The organism is Cytobacillus firmus NBRC 15306 (assembly GCF_001591465.1).
Classification (GTDB): domain Bacteria; phylum Bacillota; class Bacilli; order Bacillales; family Cytobacillaceae; genus Cytobacillus; species Cytobacillus firmus.
Genome location: NZ_BCUY01000002.1, coordinates 72,248 through 90,043 on the forward strand (window position 1 = coordinate 72,248; position 17,796 = coordinate 90,043).

General features: G+C 43.2%; 14 protein-coding genes. 13 read left to right on the top strand and 1 reads right to left on the bottom strand.

What is annotated here, in order from left to right:
- Window positions 1-5: 5 nt before the first annotated feature.
- Window positions 6-1,721, bottom strand: a complete 1,716-nt coding sequence (locus BFI01S_RS01080) for an Rqc2 family fibronectin-binding protein (RefSeq protein ID WP_061790960.1) — start codon at window positions 1,719-1,721, stop codon at window positions 6-8.
- A gap of 626 nt (window positions 1,722-2,347) precedes the next feature.
- Between BFI01S_RS01080 and BFI01S_RS01090 the strand changes: the two genes are divergently transcribed.
- The 13 genes from BFI01S_RS01090 (at window position 2,348) to pknB (ending at window position 17,788) form a co-directional block, all read left to right on the top strand.
- The gene (locus tag BFI01S_RS01090; RefSeq protein WP_061790962.1) at window positions 2,348-5,026 is read left to right on the top strand and encodes a calcium-translocating P-type ATPase, SERCA-type; all 2,679 of its coding nucleotides are present in this window, start codon (window positions 2,348-2,350) and stop codon (window positions 5,024-5,026) included.
- Between the two features lie 177 nt (window positions 5,027-5,203).
- Entirely contained in the window at window positions 5,204-6,076 is an 873-nt protein-coding gene (locus BFI01S_RS01095) for a YicC/YloC family endoribonuclease (RefSeq protein WP_061790963.1), read from the top strand.
- Window positions 6,077-6,136: 60 nt separating this feature from the next.
- Window positions 6,137-6,400, top strand: a complete 264-nt coding sequence (remA, locus tag BFI01S_RS01100) for an extracellular matrix/biofilm regulator RemA (RefSeq protein WP_026585597.1) — start codon at window positions 6,137-6,139, stop codon at window positions 6,398-6,400.
- Window positions 6,401-6,410: 10 nt separating this feature from the next.
- The gene (gmk, locus tag BFI01S_RS01105; RefSeq protein WP_061790964.1) at window positions 6,411-7,025 is read left to right on the top strand and encodes a guanylate kinase; all 615 of its coding nucleotides are present in this window, start codon (window positions 6,411-6,413) and stop codon (window positions 7,023-7,025) included.
- Between the two features lie 3 nt (window positions 7,026-7,028).
- On the top strand, window positions 7,029-7,250 hold the full coding sequence (gene rpoZ / locus BFI01S_RS01110; RefSeq protein WP_035328865.1) for a DNA-directed RNA polymerase subunit omega: 222 nt from the start codon (window positions 7,029-7,031) through the stop codon (window positions 7,248-7,250).
- Window positions 7,251-7,446: 196 nt separating this feature from the next.
- Window positions 7,447-8,655 carry a bifunctional phosphopantothenoylcysteine decarboxylase/phosphopantothenate--cysteine ligase CoaBC gene (gene coaBC / locus BFI01S_RS01115; protein ID WP_061790965.1) on the top strand — a complete coding sequence of 403 codons (1,209 nt, stop codon included), beginning with the start codon at window positions 7,447-7,449 and terminating at the stop codon, window positions 8,653-8,655.
- Window positions 8,652-11,066 carry a primosomal protein N' gene (priA, locus tag BFI01S_RS01120; RefSeq protein WP_061790966.1) on the top strand — a complete coding sequence of 805 codons (2,415 nt, stop codon included), beginning with the start codon at window positions 8,652-8,654 and terminating at the stop codon, window positions 11,064-11,066. Before coaBC ends, priA begins: the two co-directional genes overlap by 4 nt.
- A gap of 107 nt (window positions 11,067-11,173) precedes the next feature.
- Entirely contained in the window at window positions 11,174-11,659 is a 486-nt protein-coding gene (gene def / locus BFI01S_RS01125) for a peptide deformylase (protein ID WP_061790967.1), read from the top strand.
- Window positions 11,656-12,606, top strand: coding sequence for a methionyl-tRNA formyltransferase (gene fmt / locus BFI01S_RS01130; protein ID WP_061790968.1), 951 nt, complete (start codon window positions 11,656-11,658; stop codon window positions 12,604-12,606). Before def ends, fmt begins: the two co-directional genes overlap by 4 nt.
- Entirely contained in the window at window positions 12,603-13,958 is a 1,356-nt protein-coding gene (gene rsmB, locus BFI01S_RS01135) for a 16S rRNA (cytosine(967)-C(5))-methyltransferase RsmB (protein ID WP_061790969.1), read from the top strand. Before fmt ends, rsmB begins: the two co-directional genes overlap by 4 nt.
- Window positions 13,959-15,044, top strand: a complete 1,086-nt coding sequence (gene rlmN / locus BFI01S_RS01140) for a dual-specificity RNA methyltransferase RlmN (RefSeq protein WP_061790970.1) — start codon at window positions 13,959-13,961, stop codon at window positions 15,042-15,044. It begins immediately after the preceding gene.
- A gap of 4 nt (window positions 15,045-15,048) precedes the next feature.
- Entirely contained in the window at window positions 15,049-15,813 is a 765-nt protein-coding gene (locus tag BFI01S_RS01145) for a Stp1/IreP family PP2C-type Ser/Thr phosphatase (protein WP_061790971.1), read from the top strand.
- Window positions 15,806-17,788 carry a Stk1 family PASTA domain-containing Ser/Thr kinase gene (gene pknB, locus BFI01S_RS01150; protein WP_061790995.1) on the top strand — a complete coding sequence of 661 codons (1,983 nt, stop codon included), beginning with the start codon at window positions 15,806-15,808 and terminating at the stop codon, window positions 17,786-17,788. The genes BFI01S_RS01145 and pknB overlap by 8 nt, the downstream gene beginning before the upstream one ends.
- Window positions 17,789-17,796 lie beyond the last annotated feature (8 nt).

Here is a 17,796-nt window from a genome sequence, read left to right on the forward strand (position 1 = left end):
TTTATTTAAATGTTTTGTTTTAAGGACAGAACCGTTTCTTCATCAGGCGTAACGTAAACAGTCTGCTGATTGTCATATATGACAAATCCAGGTTTCGCGCCGCTTGGTTTTTTCACGTGCCTGACTTGTGTGAAGTCAACGGGTACCGAACTGGAATTGCGTGCTTTGCTGAAGTAAGCTGCGAGGGATGCAGCTTCAAGAATTGTATTTTCTGCCGGCTCTTTGCTTCGGATCACCACATGTGAACCAGGTATGTCTTTTGTATGCAGCCAGATTTCATCCCTTCCGGCTAATTTGTTCGTTAAATAATCATTTTGCTTGTTGTTTTTACCGACTAGAATTTCCGTTCCGTCAGTGGCAGTATAACGGTCCAGAACAGGCTTAAGGTTTTGCTGTTTCTTGTTTCCCCGTTTCTGCCTTTCACGAATATAACCGCCTTCAGCAAGCTCTTCCCTTATTTCGGCAATGTCTCTTGTTGATGCCGTTTCTACTTGCTGAAGAAGGGATTCGAAGTATGCCGCTTCCTCTTCTGCTTTTTTAATTTGCTCTTTTACTGCAATAACGGCATTTTTTGCCTTTTGGTATCTTGTAAAATACTTTTGTGCATTCTCCGAAGGAGTCTTCTGCGGATCCAGAGGAATAATCACTGAAGCGCCATTTTCATCGTAATAATTGATGACCTCCGCTTCCTTCATCCCCTTTTGAATCGCATAAATATTTGCCGTGATCAATTCCCCATATAATTGATGTCTATCGGCATTTTCTGCTTCATGAAGGGTTATTTTCAACTTCTCAATCTTCTTCTCATTCTTTTCTTTCTCATTTATTATAAACCGTTCAAGATCATTGGATTGCTGTTTGACCCGGTCTCTTTCAGCTTTGCCGAAATAAAAGCGGTCCAGCATTTCACTCAGGGAATTAAACTCCCTGCTTTCCCCTTTAATATGCTGCAGGGGCAATAAATAAAAGCTTTCTTTATTTTCCCCTTCTGTAATGGCGGGCCTGATGCTATGGTCTTTCAGCAAGCCGATAAAATGCCGGAAACTCTTAGGAAGAGTTGTCCTGTTTACAAGACCGGCATGGTGCATCACTTCTTTTGCAAATAGCGGGGAGATTCCGGCGAATCCCGCCACAAGCTGTTTATCAACTTTCCCGCTGTTAAAATCAATCTTGCGCAGTAAAGCTTCTTCATCCGCCTCGAAGGGATTCATTTTATCCTGAGATGGAGGGAGTATATACTCCTGTCCGGGCAAAATGGCACGATGGCTATTAACGGCAAAAGAAACATGTTTGATGCTGTCGAGAATGATGTTGCGGGATTTATCCACCAGCGTAATATTGCTGTGCCTGCCCATAATCTCAACAATCAGCTGTTTATAGGATGTATCGCCAATCTCATTCCTGCCTTTCACCTCAAACACGATTATACGGTCAAGCCTGATTTGATGGACATCTTCAAGTATGTAGCCTTCCAGGTGCTTTCTTAAAAGCATGCAGAACATCGGGGGCTCTGAAGGGTTTTCGTGTGTTTCATTCGTAAGCTGGACTCTCGCATAGCTTGGATGGGCTGACAGCAAAAGCCTGTGATTCTTCCCGTTTGCCCGCACAACTAAAATGATTTCATTTTTATATGGCTGCTGAATCTTATTGATTCTGCCGCCATTTAAAGTATCTATAAGCTCTTTCGTCATAGCTCTTGTGAACAAACCATCAAATGACATATCGGAACATCCTCTTCTATAAAAATAACATTAGATATACCTTATTCTTTCATTTATTAAATAAAAATCAAGTTTTATTGCTTGGTTTTTCTATTTTCAGGCGCCTTCCGCTTTTCTAATAAGACTAAAATTTTTATCTTTGTACTTCGATAATTGTCCAGCTCCAGCGCCTACCCCCTCGAGGTCACAAGCCGAATCTTCCAAAAAGGCAAAGTACGCCTTTTCGGCAGCCCCGTCTTGTGCTTGTCGGGGGTGAGCAAGGCGCTTCCGCTTTTCTAATTTTGTCTAGCTCCAGGCGCCATCGGCTCGAGGTCATAAGCCAATCCGTCCAAAAGGTTAAAAAACAACCTTTCAGCCGGCTCGTCTTATGCTTGTCGCCGATAAGCGGGCGCCTTCCGCTTTTCTTTTTAATAATAGCATTTTTTTGGACAGGGCTGAATATGCTTTCTTTAGAAAGAGATTGGACAACTCTGCCTTGATTTAGCAGAAAAGGATAGTCTGCCATTTGGCGGATTTTCTAAAGTCTGGCTGTGAGTGCTCCCGGTATTCTTTTTCGGTTCTTAATTCCTGCACCGGAGGCTACTATGGCTTTTCTCAAACCACAAAGGAGGAAGTGTGATGTCCGGATGAAGTTCCATGAAATGAACGAAAGGGAGGTTGAGCAAGCCTTAAATACAGACATTAAGGCAGGCTTAACAGAGGATGATGTAAAAAAGCGCCATAAACAATATGGCCTAAATGAATTGAAAGAAGGAGAAAAGCAGTCTGCTTTACTCTTATTTTTTAGTCAATTTAAGGATTTCATGGTTCTTGTTTTATTAGCTGCCACCTTGATTTCGGGGCTGCTTGGTGAATATATTGATGCGATTGCCATTATTGCGATTGTAATCATAAATGGGTTTCTGGGCTTTTTTCAGGAAAGGAAAGCAGAAAAGTCGCTAAGTGCACTTAAAGAGTTATCTGCTCCCCAGGTACTTGCGCTTCGGGATGGGGAATGGAAGAAAATTCCGTCAAGAGAAGTAGCTGTTGGGGATCTTCTTAAATTTTCCACGGGTGACAGAGTGGGAGCAGATGTAAGAATAGTAGAATCCAATAGCCTTGAAATTGAGGAATCTGCCTTAACGGGAGAGTCGCTGCCTGTTCAAAAGAGAACAGGTTCCCTGAAAACACCAAACCTTGCTATAGGCGATATGGAAAATATGGCTTTTATGGGTACAATGGTGACCCGCGGCAACGGAATGGGTGTAGTTGTCGGTACAGGAATGAATACCGCCATGGGACAAATTGCTGATCTTCTGCAAAATGCCGAAACCATGACAACACCGCTTCAGCGGAGATTGGAACAGCTCGGCAAAATCCTCATTACGGCAGCGATTTTCCTTACAGTTCTCGTTGTTGCGGCAGGTGTGATGCAGGGACAGGAATTATATACAATGTTTCTTGCTGGTGTCTCATTAGCTGTTGCGGCAATTCCCGAAGGGCTGCCTGCCATTGTCACGGTGGCGCTCTCGCTTGGTGTTCAAAGAATGATCAGGAAAAAGGCAATCGTACGGAAGCTTCCTGCAGTTGAAACACTTGGCTGTGCGTCTGTTATTTGTTCAGACAAAACCGGAACCATGACCCAAAACAAAATGACCGTCACCCATCTCTGGAGCGGAGGGAAAGAATGGAGAGTAGATGGAGTCGGGTATGAACCGCAAGGGCAGTTTTATCGAAATGAGAGCCAAATTGAGCCGAAAAGTGATAAGGCGCTCCAGCAGATGCTGATGTTTGGCATGCTATGCAACCATGCGGAAATACAGCAGAAAAATAATGAGTTTGTGATTGACGGGGACCCAACTGAAGGTGCTCTCCTTGTAGCAGCCATGAAAGCTGGCTATAACAGGAGCAGTCTGCTGAATCAATTTCAGATTATTAATGAGTTTCCGTTTGACTCTGCCAGAAAAATGATGAGTGTTGTGGTAAAGGATCATAATGGAAGACAATTTATTGTTACCAAAGGTGCTCCCGATGTCTTAGTCGGGAAAAGCGAATCGGTTCTTTGGGAGGGAAGGCGGCAGATTCTTTCGAGGGAGCTTTCAGGTGAAATTCAGGCAGCCATAGAAGATCTGGCATCACAAGCATTGAGAACGATCGCGATTGGCTATAAAGAAATCCCAGCTAAAAATGTCATTCTTGATGAAAAAGAGGCGGAGAAGGGATTAACTTTTATCGGGCTGCAGGGGATGATTGATCCGCCAAGGCCGGAGGTTAAAGAAGCAGTCAAGAAGTGCAGGGAAGCAGGAATCAAAACGATCATGATCACAGGAGATCATGTGATTACAGCACAGGCCATTGCCAAACAGTTAGGCATTTTAACAGAAGGTTCCAAAGTACTTCAGGGCAAAGACCTGGCAGAGATGTCTGTAGAAGACCTTGAGGATGTGGTTGAGGATGTCGCAGTATTTGCCAGAGTATCGCCTGAGCATAAATTGAAAATTGTCAAGGCACTCCAGAATAGAGGTCATATCGTTGCCATGACAGGTGATGGAGTCAATGATGCTCCGGCCATTAAAGCAGCAGATATTGGCATTTCAATGGGCATTACAGGCACAGATGTTGCTAAAGAGGCATCTGCACTTGTATTGCTTGATGATAATTTTGCTACCATAAAAGCCGCGATAAAAGAAGGAAGAAATATTTACGAAAATATCCGCAAGTTCATCAGGTATTTGCTGGCATCAAATGTTGGTGAAATTCTGGTTATGCTGTTTGCTATGCTTCTAGCCCTTCCGCTGCCATTAGTGCCAATTCAGATTCTTTGGGTGAACCTCGTAACGGATGGACTTCCGGCAATGGCTCTGGGTCTTGACCAGCCTGAGGAAAATGTGATGAAACGGAAGCCAAGGAGCCCTAAGGAAGGTGTCTTTTCAAGAGGGCTTGGCTGGAAAGTGGTTTCAAGAGGATTTTTAATTGGACTTGTGACATTACTGGCGTTTATTTTTGCCTACCGGGCAAATCCGGATCATCTTGCATACGCGCAGACAGTAGCTTTTGCCACATTGGTAATGGCTCAGCTGATTCATGTATTTGATTGCCGAAGTGAAAAATCAGTGTTCTCAAGAAATCCATTTGGCAATAAATATTTAGTCTGGGCAGTCATCTCTTCCCTGATTTTAGTGCTGATTGTCATATACTATCCGCCGCTTCAGCCAATTTTCCACACTGTCCCTATTGAATTGCGCGACTGGTTTATGATTACAGGACTCTCAGCCATTCCAACATTTTTACTGGCTGGCACATTTTTGGCAAGAAAAACAAAATAAAATATGTTATAATCCTTTAGGTAGTAGAGAAGAACTCTATTACCTTTCTTTTTTGCGCAAACATATAAATCTCCATCACTACTTGATTTTTATACATAAACTGCACAGGCATCATGCCGCTAACTGAAAGTGAGTGCTTTTTATAAGCTGTGCTTTTCCCAAAAGGAAGTGTGAGAAATGGCAGTAAGCATGACTGGCTATGGCAGAAGCAAGAAAGATTCCGGGCAAGGCTCCATTACGGTTGAAATAAAAACTGTAAATCATCGTTTTTCCGAATTTCAAATAAGAATGCCCAGACAGCTGATGCATATTGAAGACAAAATAAAGAAAAAGCTTAATAGGCATATCAAAAGAGGAAGAATCGAGGTTTTTATCACCATTGAAGGCGATGTCCTGGCCAGCAGGCAAGTAAATGTTGACTGGGAACTATTAGATGAATATTATCAATACATAACTGCAATTCAAGCAAAGTATCAAATTCAAACTGAACTATCCATCGGGGATGTCATCCGTGAAGAATTAATTAGCATTGAAGAAAAAGAGACCGGCAATGAGGAAATGAGCCAGCTGGTCCTTTCTGCTGCTGAAGAGGCATGCCTGCAGTTAATGCAAATGAGGAAAGCAGAGGGCGATGAGCTGGAAAAAGATCTTCGCAGCCATCTTAGTCTTTTAAGCAATAGTGTCAGCAAACTGAGAGAGTATGCACCAAAGATTGCACAGCTTTACCAGGAAAGATTGCATAAGCGTATGAAGGAATTTCTTGATGGCCAGGTGGATGAACCGAGAATTTTGACAGAGGTAGCGGTATTCGCTGATAAAGCGGATATCAGTGAAGAACTGATAAGGCTGCATAGCCACATTAGCCAGTTTGAGCATACACTTCAGCTTACAGATCCGGCAGGAAGAAAGCTCGACTTTATTCTGCAGGAAATGAACCGGGAGGCCAATACGATCGGCTCCAAGGCAAATAGTGCAGATATAGCTGCCGAGGTCGTTGAAATAAAGAGTTTATTGGAAAAAATGAAGGAACAGGTTCAAAATATTGAATAGCAGTTGTTTAGATTCCGGCTCTGGGGGTCAAACTAAATAACTGATGATTGGAGGACCCAAATGTCAATTAAACTGATCAATATCGGTTTTGGCAATATTGTTTCTGCCAACCGGATTATATCAATAGTCAGTCCCGAATCTGCCCCGATAAAACGGATTATTCAGGACGCGCGGGACCGGGGCTCTTTAATAGATGCTACATATGGCAGGCGCACCCGTGCAGTTATAGTTATGGACAGTGACCATGTCATTTTGTCTGCGGTCCAGCCGGAAACCGTCGCGCACCGATTAAATGACCGTGATGAAATTATTGAGGAAGGGTAGGATTTTATAAATGAAAGAAAAAGGGTTATTGATCGTTCTATCCGGACCCTCAGGTGTAGGAAAAGGAACAGTAAGAAAAGAGATATTTGCTCAGTCTGATACTGCGTTTGAATATTCTATTTCAATGACAACGAGATCTCCGAGGGAGGGAGAAGTCAATGGAGTTGATTATTTTTTCAAAACACGCGAGGAGTTTGAAGAGCTCATTAGGCAGGATAAGCTGCTTGAATATGCAGAGTTTGTCGGGAACTACTACGGAACGCCGGTTGATTATGTAAGAGAAACACTCGGCCGCGGCAAAGATGTTTTCCTTGAAATTGAAGTTCAGGGTGCCCGCCAGGTACGAGAGAAATTTCCGGACGGCCTGTTCATCTTCCTGGTTCCACCTAGTTTATCAGAGCTTAAGAACCGTATCGTGACGAGAGGGACAGAGACAGAAGATATCATCAACAATCGCATGAATGCAGCGAAAGAAGAGATTGAAATGATGAATCTATATGATTATGTTGTAGAGAATGATCAAATCGATCTGGCCTGTGAAAGAATAAAATCCATTGTGGTAGCTGAACACTGCCGCAGGGAACGTGTAGAACCTAAATATAAAAAAATGCTGGAGGTAGAATAAATTATGCTTTATCCTTCTATTGATTCTCTAATGACAAAGATTGACTCCAAATATTCACTTGTTTCAGTTGCTGCCAAGCGGGCCCGCAAGCTTCAGCTTAATGCCAGACCGCAGCTTGAAAGATACAAATCACATAAAAATGTGGGCAAAGCACTTGAGGAAATACATGCAGACCAGCTTCATTACCGCCTGGGCGAAAAAACAGCCAATGAATCATACGAGTGAAATCGCTGAATAACAACCTTTCAAAAGGTTGTTATTTTTGTTTGAGGTTTTATTAGATGAAAATTCACTGCTCTTCTTGCATAATAAAACTATCATGAAAGCTAATTGCCATTAATGGCCAGGCTTTATATAGAAATAGATAGCCAGGCCGTTTTTCATAGAGAAGAATTATTTTTGAGATTGGTGGGGTCATATAATGCTGACTGGAAAGAAGATATTATTATGTGTAACCGGAGGAATTGCTGTTTATAAAGCTGCAGCCTTAACGAGCAAACTGACACAGGCCGGGGCAAAGGTAAAAGTTATCCTAAGTGAATCGGCAGCTAATTTTGTTGCACCATTAACATTTCAGGCCCTTTCAAGACATGATGTTTACACCGACACTTTTGATGAAAAAGACTCGAAGGTTATCGCTCACATCGACCTGGCTGATTGGGCAGATTTAATTCTTGTTGCCCCGGCTACAGCAAATGTTATTGGGAAGCTTGCCAATGGAATTGCAGATAATATGATCACAACAACCCTTTTGGCAGCATCATCACCGATCTGGATTGCACCTGCAATGAATGTGCATATGTACAGCCATCCTGCTGTCCAAAAAAATATTGAAACCCTATATGGTTTTGGCTGCAGATTCATAGAGCCTTCAGAAGGGTATCTTGCATGCGGTTATGTTGGAAAAGGCAGGCTTGAAGAGCCGGAGAAAATTACAGAAACAATCAGTGAATTTTTCAAGCCTTCCAGATTGGAGTTTACGGGCCGAAAAGTGGTCATAACTGCAGGTCCAACGAGGGAAAAAATTGATCCTGTCCGTTATATTACGAACCATTCTACGGGGAAAATGGGCTATGCAATAGCGGAAGCTGCCGTCTCTGCAGGTGCTGAAGTTGTATTAATATCCGGCCCTGTTTCAATTAATGCGCCTGCCGGTTTAAAACTGATAAAGGTGGAATCTGCTGAAGAAATGTATCAGGCGGCAATAAATGAATTTGATCATGCCGATGTTGTCATAAAGACTGCTGCAGTCTCCGATTATCGTCCAAAGGTGACTTCTGCGCAAAAAATGAAGAAAAAGCCTGGGGATGAAGTGTTGGAGCTTGAAAGAACAAAGGATATATTGTTCGAGCTGGGACAAAAAAAGAAGAAGCAAATCCTGATAGGGTTTGCGGCAGAAACCGAACAGGTCGAAGAGTATGCAAAGGGCAAGCTAATGAAGAAAAACGCCGATATGATCGTTGCCAATAATGTAACTGCAGAAGGTGCAGGCTTTGGAACTGACACTAATATTGTTACATTTTTTAAAAAGGATGAATCATCGGAAAAACTTCCGCTAATGTCTAAAAAGGATGTTGCCGAAAAAATTCTTGAAGAAGCCTCGAAGCTGCTAAAGGATGAGCATGAATGAATATAGCAAGTGTAATTGTCGATGTTCCTGCCAAACAGACTGACCGGGCGTTTGACTATAAAATACCCTCTCATCTGAATGGCGTCATCTTCCCCGGCATGAGGGTGGTTGTTCCATTTGGGCCGAGGAAAATACAGGGATTTGTTACAGGATTAAAAGCAGAGTCGGATCTTCAGCAGTTAAAATCCATTTTAGAACCGATGGATTTATATCCAGTCCTTAATCGTGAGCTTTTGACCCTTGGTGAATGGCTGACAGAAAAAACTTTATGCTACAAAATTTCAGCCTTTCAGGCTATGCTGCCTGCAGCATTGAAGGCAAAATATGAAAAGAAGCTCGTAATGGCGGAAAATGCAGATCGTAAGCTGCTTCCTGAAAAAGTAAGCACACTTTTTCAGAATGCTGAAGAAATTACCTGGGATGATGCAGTAAAGGGCGGTGCTTTACCGCTTCTTCAGAAGGAAACATCAAATGGAAATATTGAAATTATTCACCAGGTAAAAGAACGGGTCAAAAAGAAAAAAGTCAAGCAGGTTTTTGCGGCCGCTGCCGCTAAAGAGCTTACTGATTACCTTCAAAAGCTTCCAGGCAATGCAACTAAGCAAAAGGAAGTGCTGGAGTATTTCCTTCAGGATGAGGGACCGGTTGATCAGAAGGAGTTATTTTCCTTGCTTGGAATCACCTCTTCCACGTTAAAAGGACTTTTGCAAAAAGGGCTGCTTGGCCAGAAGGACGTTGAAATTTACCGCAATCCTTTTGGAGACCGTGAATTCCAAAGAACCGAACCGCTCTCTTTGACTGATGGACAAAGAAAAGCCATTATCCCCATCCTTGATTCTATTGAAGATAACAGGCATGAAACCTTTTTGCTTTATGGGGTAACAGGAAGCGGAAAAACGGAGGTTTATCTGCAATCCATCCAGCGGGTGCTTAAGGATGGCAAAGAAGCCATTGTCCTTGTGCCTGAGATTTCCTTAACTCCGCAGATGGTCAAACGCTTTAAAGGAAGGTTTGGCGATCAGGTTGCGGTTATGCACAGCGGCCTTTCAGCGGGAGAAAAGTATGATGAATGGAGAAAGATTCAGCGGAAGGAAGTCAAGGTTGTTGTCGGAGCCCGGTCGGCGATCTTTGCCCCCTTTGAAAACCTCGGAATTATTATAATTGATGAAGAGCACGAAACCAGCTATAAACAGGAAGAAAACCCAAGATACCATGCAAGGGACGTTGCCATCAAAAGAGCGGAAAATTATAAATGTCCTGTGGTGCTCGGCAGTGCAACTCCCTCATTGGAATCTTTCGCGCGGGCACAAAAAGGAGTTTACCATCTCCTCACTCTCGAAAACAGAATGAACAATCAGGCTCTCCCTGCAGTTGATATCATTGATATGCGGGAAGAGCTGCGAGAAGGAAACCGGTCTATGTTCTCCAGGAAACTCCTTGCAAAAATAAAAGACCGTCTTGGAAAAAAGGAGCAGATTGTTTTATTTTTAAATAAAAGAGGACACTCCTCATTTGTAATGTGCAGGGATTGCGGATATGTTATTAATTGTCCGCATTGTGATATATCTTTGACGTATCATCGTTATAACCAGCAGATGAAATGCCATTACTGCGGCTATGAAGCATTGGTTCCGAATGCATGCCCGGAATGTGAAAGTGAGCATATCCGCTATTTTGGGACCGGTACGCAGAAAGTGGAAGAGGAATTGGCAAAGATTCTGCCAGAAGCGAAGGTAATCCGGATGGATGTCGACACTACCAGCAGGAAGGGTGCACATGAAAAGCTCCTCGATCAATTCCAGGAAGGACATGCAGATATTCTTCTTGGGACTCAGATGATTGCTAAAGGCCTTGATTTCCCCAATATTACCTTAGTGGGCGTCCTCTCGGCAGACACCATGCTGCACTTGCCTGATTTCCGCTCTTCTGAAAAAACCTTTCAGCTGCTGACACAGGTAAGCGGGCGAGCCGGGAGGCATGAATTAGAGGGTGAGGTAATCATTCAGACCTACACGCCTGAACATTATAGTATTGAGCTGGCGGGGGAGCAGGATTACGATAAATTTTATGATAGAGAAATGATGGCCCGCAAAATCCATAGATATCCTCCTTTCTTCTATATCTCCCTTGTCACCGTCAGCCACGAGGAATTAATGAAGGCTGTTTCGGTAACCGAGAAGATCACGCAGTACATTCAGTCAAAATTATCTGCAGAGAGCATTGTTCTTGGTCCGGTTGCCTCCCCAATACCGCGGATCAATAATAGATATCGGTATCAATGTCTGATAAAATACAAGCGGGAGCCGGAACTTGGCCAGACGCTGAAAAAGATTCTGGATAATTACCAGCAGGAAATTTCTGCCGGGGGCCTAACCGTCTCAATTGACCTGAATCCATATATTTTAATGTAGTTTCTACAAGAGTCATCTTTTATAAGGAGTACCTCAAGTCGCTTCTGCTTTTCTGGTTATGAATAAACCCAAATTGGTTGAAAATAGATAAAAATGGAGGAAATGTTTTGGCGGTTAAAAAAATTGTTACTTATCCGGCTGAAATTCTGGAAGCAGAATGCGAACCAGTCAAAGTATTTGATAAGAAGCTTGGCAAATTGTTAAATGATATGTATGATACGATGCTTGAATTCGATGGTGTCGGGCTTGCTGCTCCGCAAATTGGGCAAAAGCTGCAAATTGCCATTGTTGATATAGATGATGAGTTTGGAACAATTGAAATGATCAATCCGGTAATTCTTGAAACGGATGGGAAGCAGACAGGCCCTGAGGGGTGCTTGAGTTTTCCAGGGTTATATGGTGAAGTTACAAGGCCTGTATATGTCAAAATAAAGGCGCAGAACCGCAAAGGGAAATTTTTTACCCTGGAGGCTGAGGATTTCCTGGCAAGAGCAATCCTCCATGAAATTGATCATTTGCATGGGGTGCTATTTACCTCAAAAGTAACAAGATACTTGAATGAAGAAGAATTGGAAGGATTGGAAGCTGAATGACAAAAATCGTTTTTATGGGCACACCCGATTTTTCAGTGCCGGTACTAAAGCAAATAATAGAGGACGGATATGAAGTGATCGGAGTGGTTACTCAGCCTGACAGGCCGGTTGGAAGGAAAAAGGTCATTACTCCCCCTCCTGTAAAAGTCGAAGCTGAAAAACAGGGCATCCCTGTGTATCAGCCCGAAAAAATCCGCCAGCCGGAAGAGCTGGAGAAAGTTCTTGCTCTTAAGCCTGACCTTGTCGTCACAGCGGCGTTTGGGCAAATTTTGCCGAAGGAGCTTCTGGATGCGCCTAAGTTTGGATGTATAAATGTACATGCATCATTGCTTCCGGAATTGCGGGGCGGTGCACCCATTCATTACTCCATTCTGCAGGGGAAAGAAAAAACAGGAATCACCATTATGTATATGGCTGAAAAGCTGGATGCCGGCGATATATTAACACAAGTAGAGGTGCCGATTACTGAAACAGATACAGTTGGCACTCTTCACGATAAACTTAGCGAGGCAGGATCCAGGCTTTTGTCTGAAACCCTTCCAAAGCTGCTTAATGGTGAACTGAATCCCATCAGGCAAAATGAAGAAGAAGCCACTTTTGCCTATAACATTAAAAGAGAACAGGAAAAAATCGACTGGAGCAAAACCGGAGAAGAAATCTATAACCACATTAGAGGGTTAAATCCATGGCCGGTTGCTTATACAACATTTGACGGCAAAGTGGTTAAAATCTGGAATTCAAAGAAAGTCAAACATGCTAAAAGCGAAGAGCCGGGAACAATCATCAGGCTTGAGGAAGACGGAATCGTTGTGGCGGCTGGGAATGATACAGCCGTTAAAATTACTGAACTGCAGCCTTCAGGAAAGAAAAAGATGCCAGCAGAACAATTCTTAAGAGGTGCAGGATCCAATCTGACTGCCGGCGGCCGTCTGGGAGACACCGAATGAAAAAACAAAAGACGAAAAATGTTAGAGAAACGGCACTTGAGCTTCTTGAGTCGATTGAAAAAAATCAGTCCTACAGCAATCTTTTACTGAATAACGCCATAAAAAAGAATGAAATTGACCAGAAGGACATTGGACTGCTTACCGAACTGACATATGGTACCCTGCAGCGCCGGATGACACTCGATTTTTACCTGAAGCCCTTTTTGGCAGGCAATAAAAAAATCGAAAGCTGGGTAAATCAGCTCTTGAGGCTGACACTGTATCAGATGGTTTATCTTGACAAAATTCCTGACCGGGCAGCAATTTACGAGGCAGTAGAAATAGCAAAACGAAGAGGGCATAAAGGGATTTCCGGCATGGTCAACGGTGTGCTGAGAAACATTCAGAGGAAGGGGCTTCCGGATCCCGAACAAATTGAAGACAGGATGAAGCGCCTCTCCATTGAGACCAGCCATCCCGAATGGCTTGTAAAAAGATGGGCCGATCAGCTTGGATTTGAAGAAACAAAGAAAATGTGTGAAATAAACTTAACTGCCCCGCTGCAGACGGCAAGGGTAAATGAGGTAAAGGCTTCAAGGGAGGAGTGCCTGTCACTTCTTCAGGAAGAGGGATTTGAAGTGGAGCCAAGTCCGTTTATTCCAGTTGCCATTAAATGTTTAAGAGGCAACCTGGCCAATTCCCGTGTCTTCAAGGATGGGCTGATTACTATTCAGGATGAAAGCTCTATGCTTGCTGCTTATGCCCTTGGAGGAAATCCCGATGAGAAGATCCTGGATGCCTGTGCAGCTCCGGGAGGTAAAACGACACATATAGCAGAAAAACTGCAAAATACCGGTCAGGTCATTTCACTGGACCTTCACGAGCATAAAGTAAGGCTGATCAATGATAATGCCGATAGACTGGGACTAACAAATATAAAAACAAATGCCCTTGACAGCAGAAAGGTCCAGGAGCATTATGAAAAAGAATCTTTTGACCGCATTTTAGTGGATGCCCCATGTTCAGGCCTTGGAGTTATGAGAAGAAAGCCTGATATGAAATACACCAAAAAAGAAGAAGATTTATATCATCTCCATAAGATTCAGAGGAATCTATTGGATGCCGTTTCACCTTTACTGAAAAAAGGTGGTATTCTTGTTTATAGTACATGTACAGTGGACAAAGAAGAAAATCAGCATGTTGTTCACGCGTTTTTAAAGGACAATGCGGAATTTGAGGGAGATCTATCTGTTCAGGAGCGGATGCCTAATGCGATTGCTCCATTAATAGATGGCTTTGAACTGCAGATTTTACCGCAGGATATTGGTTCGGACGGGTTTTATATAGCCTGTCTGAGAAAGAAGGTGCAATAAATGGAACAAAATGCAGCAGAGAAAATAACAGAAGCCGAACAAAAACCATCCATTTATACTATACAGCTGCATGAGCTGAAGGATTGGCTTAAAGAAAATAATGAGAAAGCTTTCAGGGCTGAGCAAATTTTCGATTGGCTTTACACAAAAAGAGTCACGTCATTTGAGGATATGACGAACCTGTCAAAAGGGTTAAGAGATACGCTATCAGCAAATTTTTCGCTGACAACTCTTAAAACGATCATTCAGCAGGAGTCAGCTGATGGGACAATTAAATTTTTATTTGAACTTCATGATGGCTATTCCATTGAAACTGTACTGATGAGGCATGACTATGGGAATTCAGTATGTGTAACTACTCAGGTGGGCTGCCGAATCGGCTGTACATTTTGTGCTTCAACTTTAGGCGGATTAAAACGTAATCTTGAAGCAGGAGAAATCGTTGCTCAGGTCGTAAAAGTACAACAAGCACTAGATGAGACAGATGAACGGGTCAGCTCGGTTGTTATTATGGGGATCGGTGAGCCATTTGATAATTATGACAGTATGCTGTCATTCCTGAAGATAATCAACCATGATAAAGGGCTGAATATCGGTGCACGCCATATCACTGTTTCGACTAGCGGAATCATCCCAAAAATCTATAAATTTGCAGATGAAAATATGCAGATCAATTTCGCGATCTCATTACATGCTCCAAACACCGAAATCAGAAGCCGCCTGATGCCGATAAATAGAGCTTATAAGCTGCCGGACCTTATGGATTCAATCAGGTACTATATAAATAAAACAGGCAGACGGGTGAGTTTCGAATATGGCTTATTCGGAGGGGTCAATGACCAGGTGGAACATGCCGAAGAGCTGGCAAAGTTAATAAAAAATATGAAGTGCCATGTTAACCTGATTCCAGTAAACTATGTGCCTGAACGAGATTATGTGAGGACACCCAAAGATCAAATTTTTGCTTTTGAAAAGACACTGAAGAACCACGGCATTAATGTAACCATTCGCAGGGAGCACGGTCATGATATAGATGCAGCATGCGGACAACTTCGTGCAAAGGAGCGAAAAGAGGAGACGAGGTGACAGAATGAAAGCTGTTTTTATGACAGATAGGGGCAAAGTCAGGCAGCATAATGAAGATAATGGCGGCATCTATATGAACAGCAGGGGGCAGCGCCTTGCCATCGTAGCAGATGGCATGGGCGGTCACCGTGCCGGCGATGTGGCAAGCGAAATGACCTTAACAAGCTTAAAAGGATTATGGGATCAGACAGATGACTTTCAGACTGCCGATGAGGCTGAAGGGTGGCTGCAGAAGCATATTGCAGAGGTCAACACCATTCTTTATGAGCATTCGAAAGTGAATGAACAATGCGAAGGTATGGGCACTACTGTTGTTGCTGCGATATGTACCGACCGTTTTGCGACTATTGCGAATATCGGCGACAGCAGATGTTATATTTTAAATGAATCAGGTTTTCAGCAGCTGACGGAAGACCATTCCCTGGTGAATGAACTTGTAAGGTCAGGGCAGATTACAAAGGAAGATGCCGAGCATCATCCAAGAAAAAATGTGCTGCTGAGAGCATTGGGAACGGAATCAGCTGTTGAGATGGATATTAAAACAATTACATTCGAAGAAGGCGACTTACTATTATTATGCTCTGACGGATTGTCCAACAAGGTGTCTGTGGCAGAAATGAGTGAAATCCTTAATAGTGGAGGCACACTGGAAGAAAAAGCCTCTGTGCTGATTGAAAAGGCCAATGATAATGGCGGCGAAGATAATATTACGCTCGTGATTGCTGAGTATTATGAAAGCAATGAGAGCGGGATGATTAATGATGATTAAGGGAAGAAGATTAAGCGGCCGCTATAAGATTATTGATATGATTGGCGGAGGCGGCATGGCGAATGTCTACCTGGCCCATGATATGATTCTTGATCGTGATGTAGCGGTGAAAGTGCTTCGGATGGACTTTGCCGAAGATGAAGAATTTATCCGCCGTTTTCATCGTGAAGCCCAGTCTGCTACCAGCTTAGCCCACCCGAATATCGTCAATATCTATGATGTTGGCGAGGAGGATACAATCTACTATATTGTGATGGAATATGTAGATGGACAAACGTTAAAGCAATACATACAGCAAAACAGCCCTATTCGCATAGATGATGCCCTGGAAATTTTGAAACAGCTGACTTCAGCCATATCTCATGCACATCAAAACCATATCATACACCGGGATATAAAACCGCATAATATTTTGATAGACAGGCATGGTAATGTTAAGATTACTGATTTTGGGATTGCCATGGCATTAAGCGCTACCAGCATAACCCAGACCAATTCAGTGTTAGGCTCTGTTCATTATCTTTCACCTGAACAGGCCAGAGGGGGAATGGCCAACAGAAAGTCTGATATCTATTCCCTTGGCATTGTTATGTTTGAGCTGTTGACAGGCAGGCTTCCTTTCTCGGGCGAATCTGCGGTATCAATAGCACTCAAACATTTGCAATCGGAAACGCCTTCACTTAAGAGGTGGAATCCATCCATACCGCAAAGTGTTGAAAATATCGTTCTAAAAGCGACCGCTAAAGATCCTTTCCACAGGTATGATTCCGTTGAAGAAATGGAAGAAGATATCAGAACAGCTCTTGAGCCCGAAAGGCTTCATGAAAAAAAGTTTATAGTGCCGATTGACGATGATGCTACAAAAGCTATCCCTGTTATTACAGATGACCGCTCATACCAAAGTATGGACGAAACCCTTGTGCATGCAAAGGACCTGAAGGGCGACACGCAGCCTGCAGCAAAACCTCTCCCTGAAAAGAAAAAGGAAAAAAAGAAGAAAAAGAAATGGCCGATAATTCTCGTATCAGTTTTTATGTTTCTGATTGTGACAGCAATCCTGGCCATAACCGTTTTTCCTGATCTTATGGAGCCAAAGGATGTTCAGGTTCCGGATGTGTCCGGCAAAGAGGTGGAAGATGCAGTTGCAGAGCTGATTGCCGCTGGGTTTACGGTCAGGGATACAAAGCCGATCAGTGACCCTGAGGTTGAAGAAGGCCTGGTAGTTAAAACAGATCCGAAAGCAGGCAGGACTGTCAAAGAGGGAACGTCCATTGATATCTATGAAAGCTCTGGCAAGGAAAAATTTGAATTAGCAGATTACGAGGGCAGGCAATATGATGATGTTGTCCGCCTGCTTGACAGCAAAAATTTTAAAAGCATTGAAAAAAACGAAGAAACTAATGATAGTGAGCCGGCTGGGACCATCCTGGATCAAAACTTATCAGAAGGCGATCTCGTCGTTCCTGAGGATACGGAATTGATTTTCACCGTCAGCAAAGGCCCTGCGCCGATAGGATTAAAAGATTTACGCGGCTATAACGAAAAGGGTCTGCAGGAGTACGAAGAATCTTCCGGATTGAAAGTGGAATATGGGGAAGAAGAGTACCATGAAGAAGTCCCTGAAGGGCTGGTCATCAAACAGGACCCGGCACCAGGCACAAATCTGACAAGGGGACAGAAGGTGACGGTGGTTCTTTCAAAAGGAAAAAAAGAACTCCTTCCTAAGACTGAAAATATTGAGATCAGCGTACCGTATGAGCCTGCCGCCGAAGGTGAGCCGAATGAAGTTCAGATTATCATTAAGGATATGAATAATACAGGTTCTGAACCAATGCATACAGAGCTAATATATGAAGATGTGGTAATACCAATTGATCTGACAATAGCTCCTGGACAGAATGCCACTTATAAGGTTCTGCGGGATGGCCAGGTTTTTGAGGAAAAGGAAATACCTTATCCGGATGAAGAATCATAAGCTAGGAG

Excerpts from the sequence above, each read along its gene's own strand:
- BFI01S_RS01145 (WP_061790971.1), top strand. The coding sequence starts at position 15,049 with ATGAAAGCTGTTTTTATGACAGATAGGGGCAAAGTCAGGCAGCATAAT.
- rpoZ (WP_035328865.1), top strand. The coding sequence starts at position 7,029 with ATGCTTTATCCTTCTATTGATTCTCTAATGACAAAGATTGACTCCAAA.
- gmk (WP_061790964.1), top strand. The coding sequence starts at position 6,411 with ATGAAAGAAAAAGGGTTATTGATCGTTCTATCCGGACCCTCAGGTGTA.
- BFI01S_RS01090 (WP_061790962.1), top strand. The coding sequence starts at position 2,348 with ATGAAGTTCCATGAAATGAACGAAAGGGAGGTTGAGCAAGCCTTAAAT.
- priA (WP_061790966.1), top strand. The coding sequence starts at position 8,652 with ATGAATATAGCAAGTGTAATTGTCGATGTTCCTGCCAAACAGACTGAC.
- fmt (WP_061790968.1), top strand. The coding sequence starts at position 11,656 with ATGACAAAAATCGTTTTTATGGGCACACCCGATTTTTCAGTGCCGGTA.
- coaBC (WP_061790965.1), top strand. The coding sequence starts at position 7,447 with ATGCTGACTGGAAAGAAGATATTATTATGTGTAACCGGAGGAATTGCT.
- remA (WP_026585597.1), top strand. The coding sequence starts at position 6,137 with ATGTCAATTAAACTGATCAATATCGGTTTTGGCAATATTGTTTCTGCC.
- pknB (WP_061790995.1), top strand. The coding sequence starts at position 15,806 with ATGATTAAGGGAAGAAGATTAAGCGGCCGCTATAAGATTATTGATATG.
- rsmB (WP_061790969.1), top strand. The coding sequence starts at position 12,603 with ATGAAAAAACAAAAGACGAAAAATGTTAGAGAAACGGCACTTGAGCTT.
- BFI01S_RS01080 (WP_061790960.1), bottom strand. The coding sequence starts at position 1,721 with ATGTCATTTGATGGTTTGTTCACAAGAGCTATGACGAAAGAGCTTATA.
- rlmN (WP_061790970.1), top strand. The coding sequence starts at position 13,959 with ATGGAACAAAATGCAGCAGAGAAAATAACAGAAGCCGAACAAAAACCA.
- BFI01S_RS01095 (WP_061790963.1), top strand. The coding sequence starts at position 5,204 with ATGGCAGTAAGCATGACTGGCTATGGCAGAAGCAAGAAAGATTCCGGG.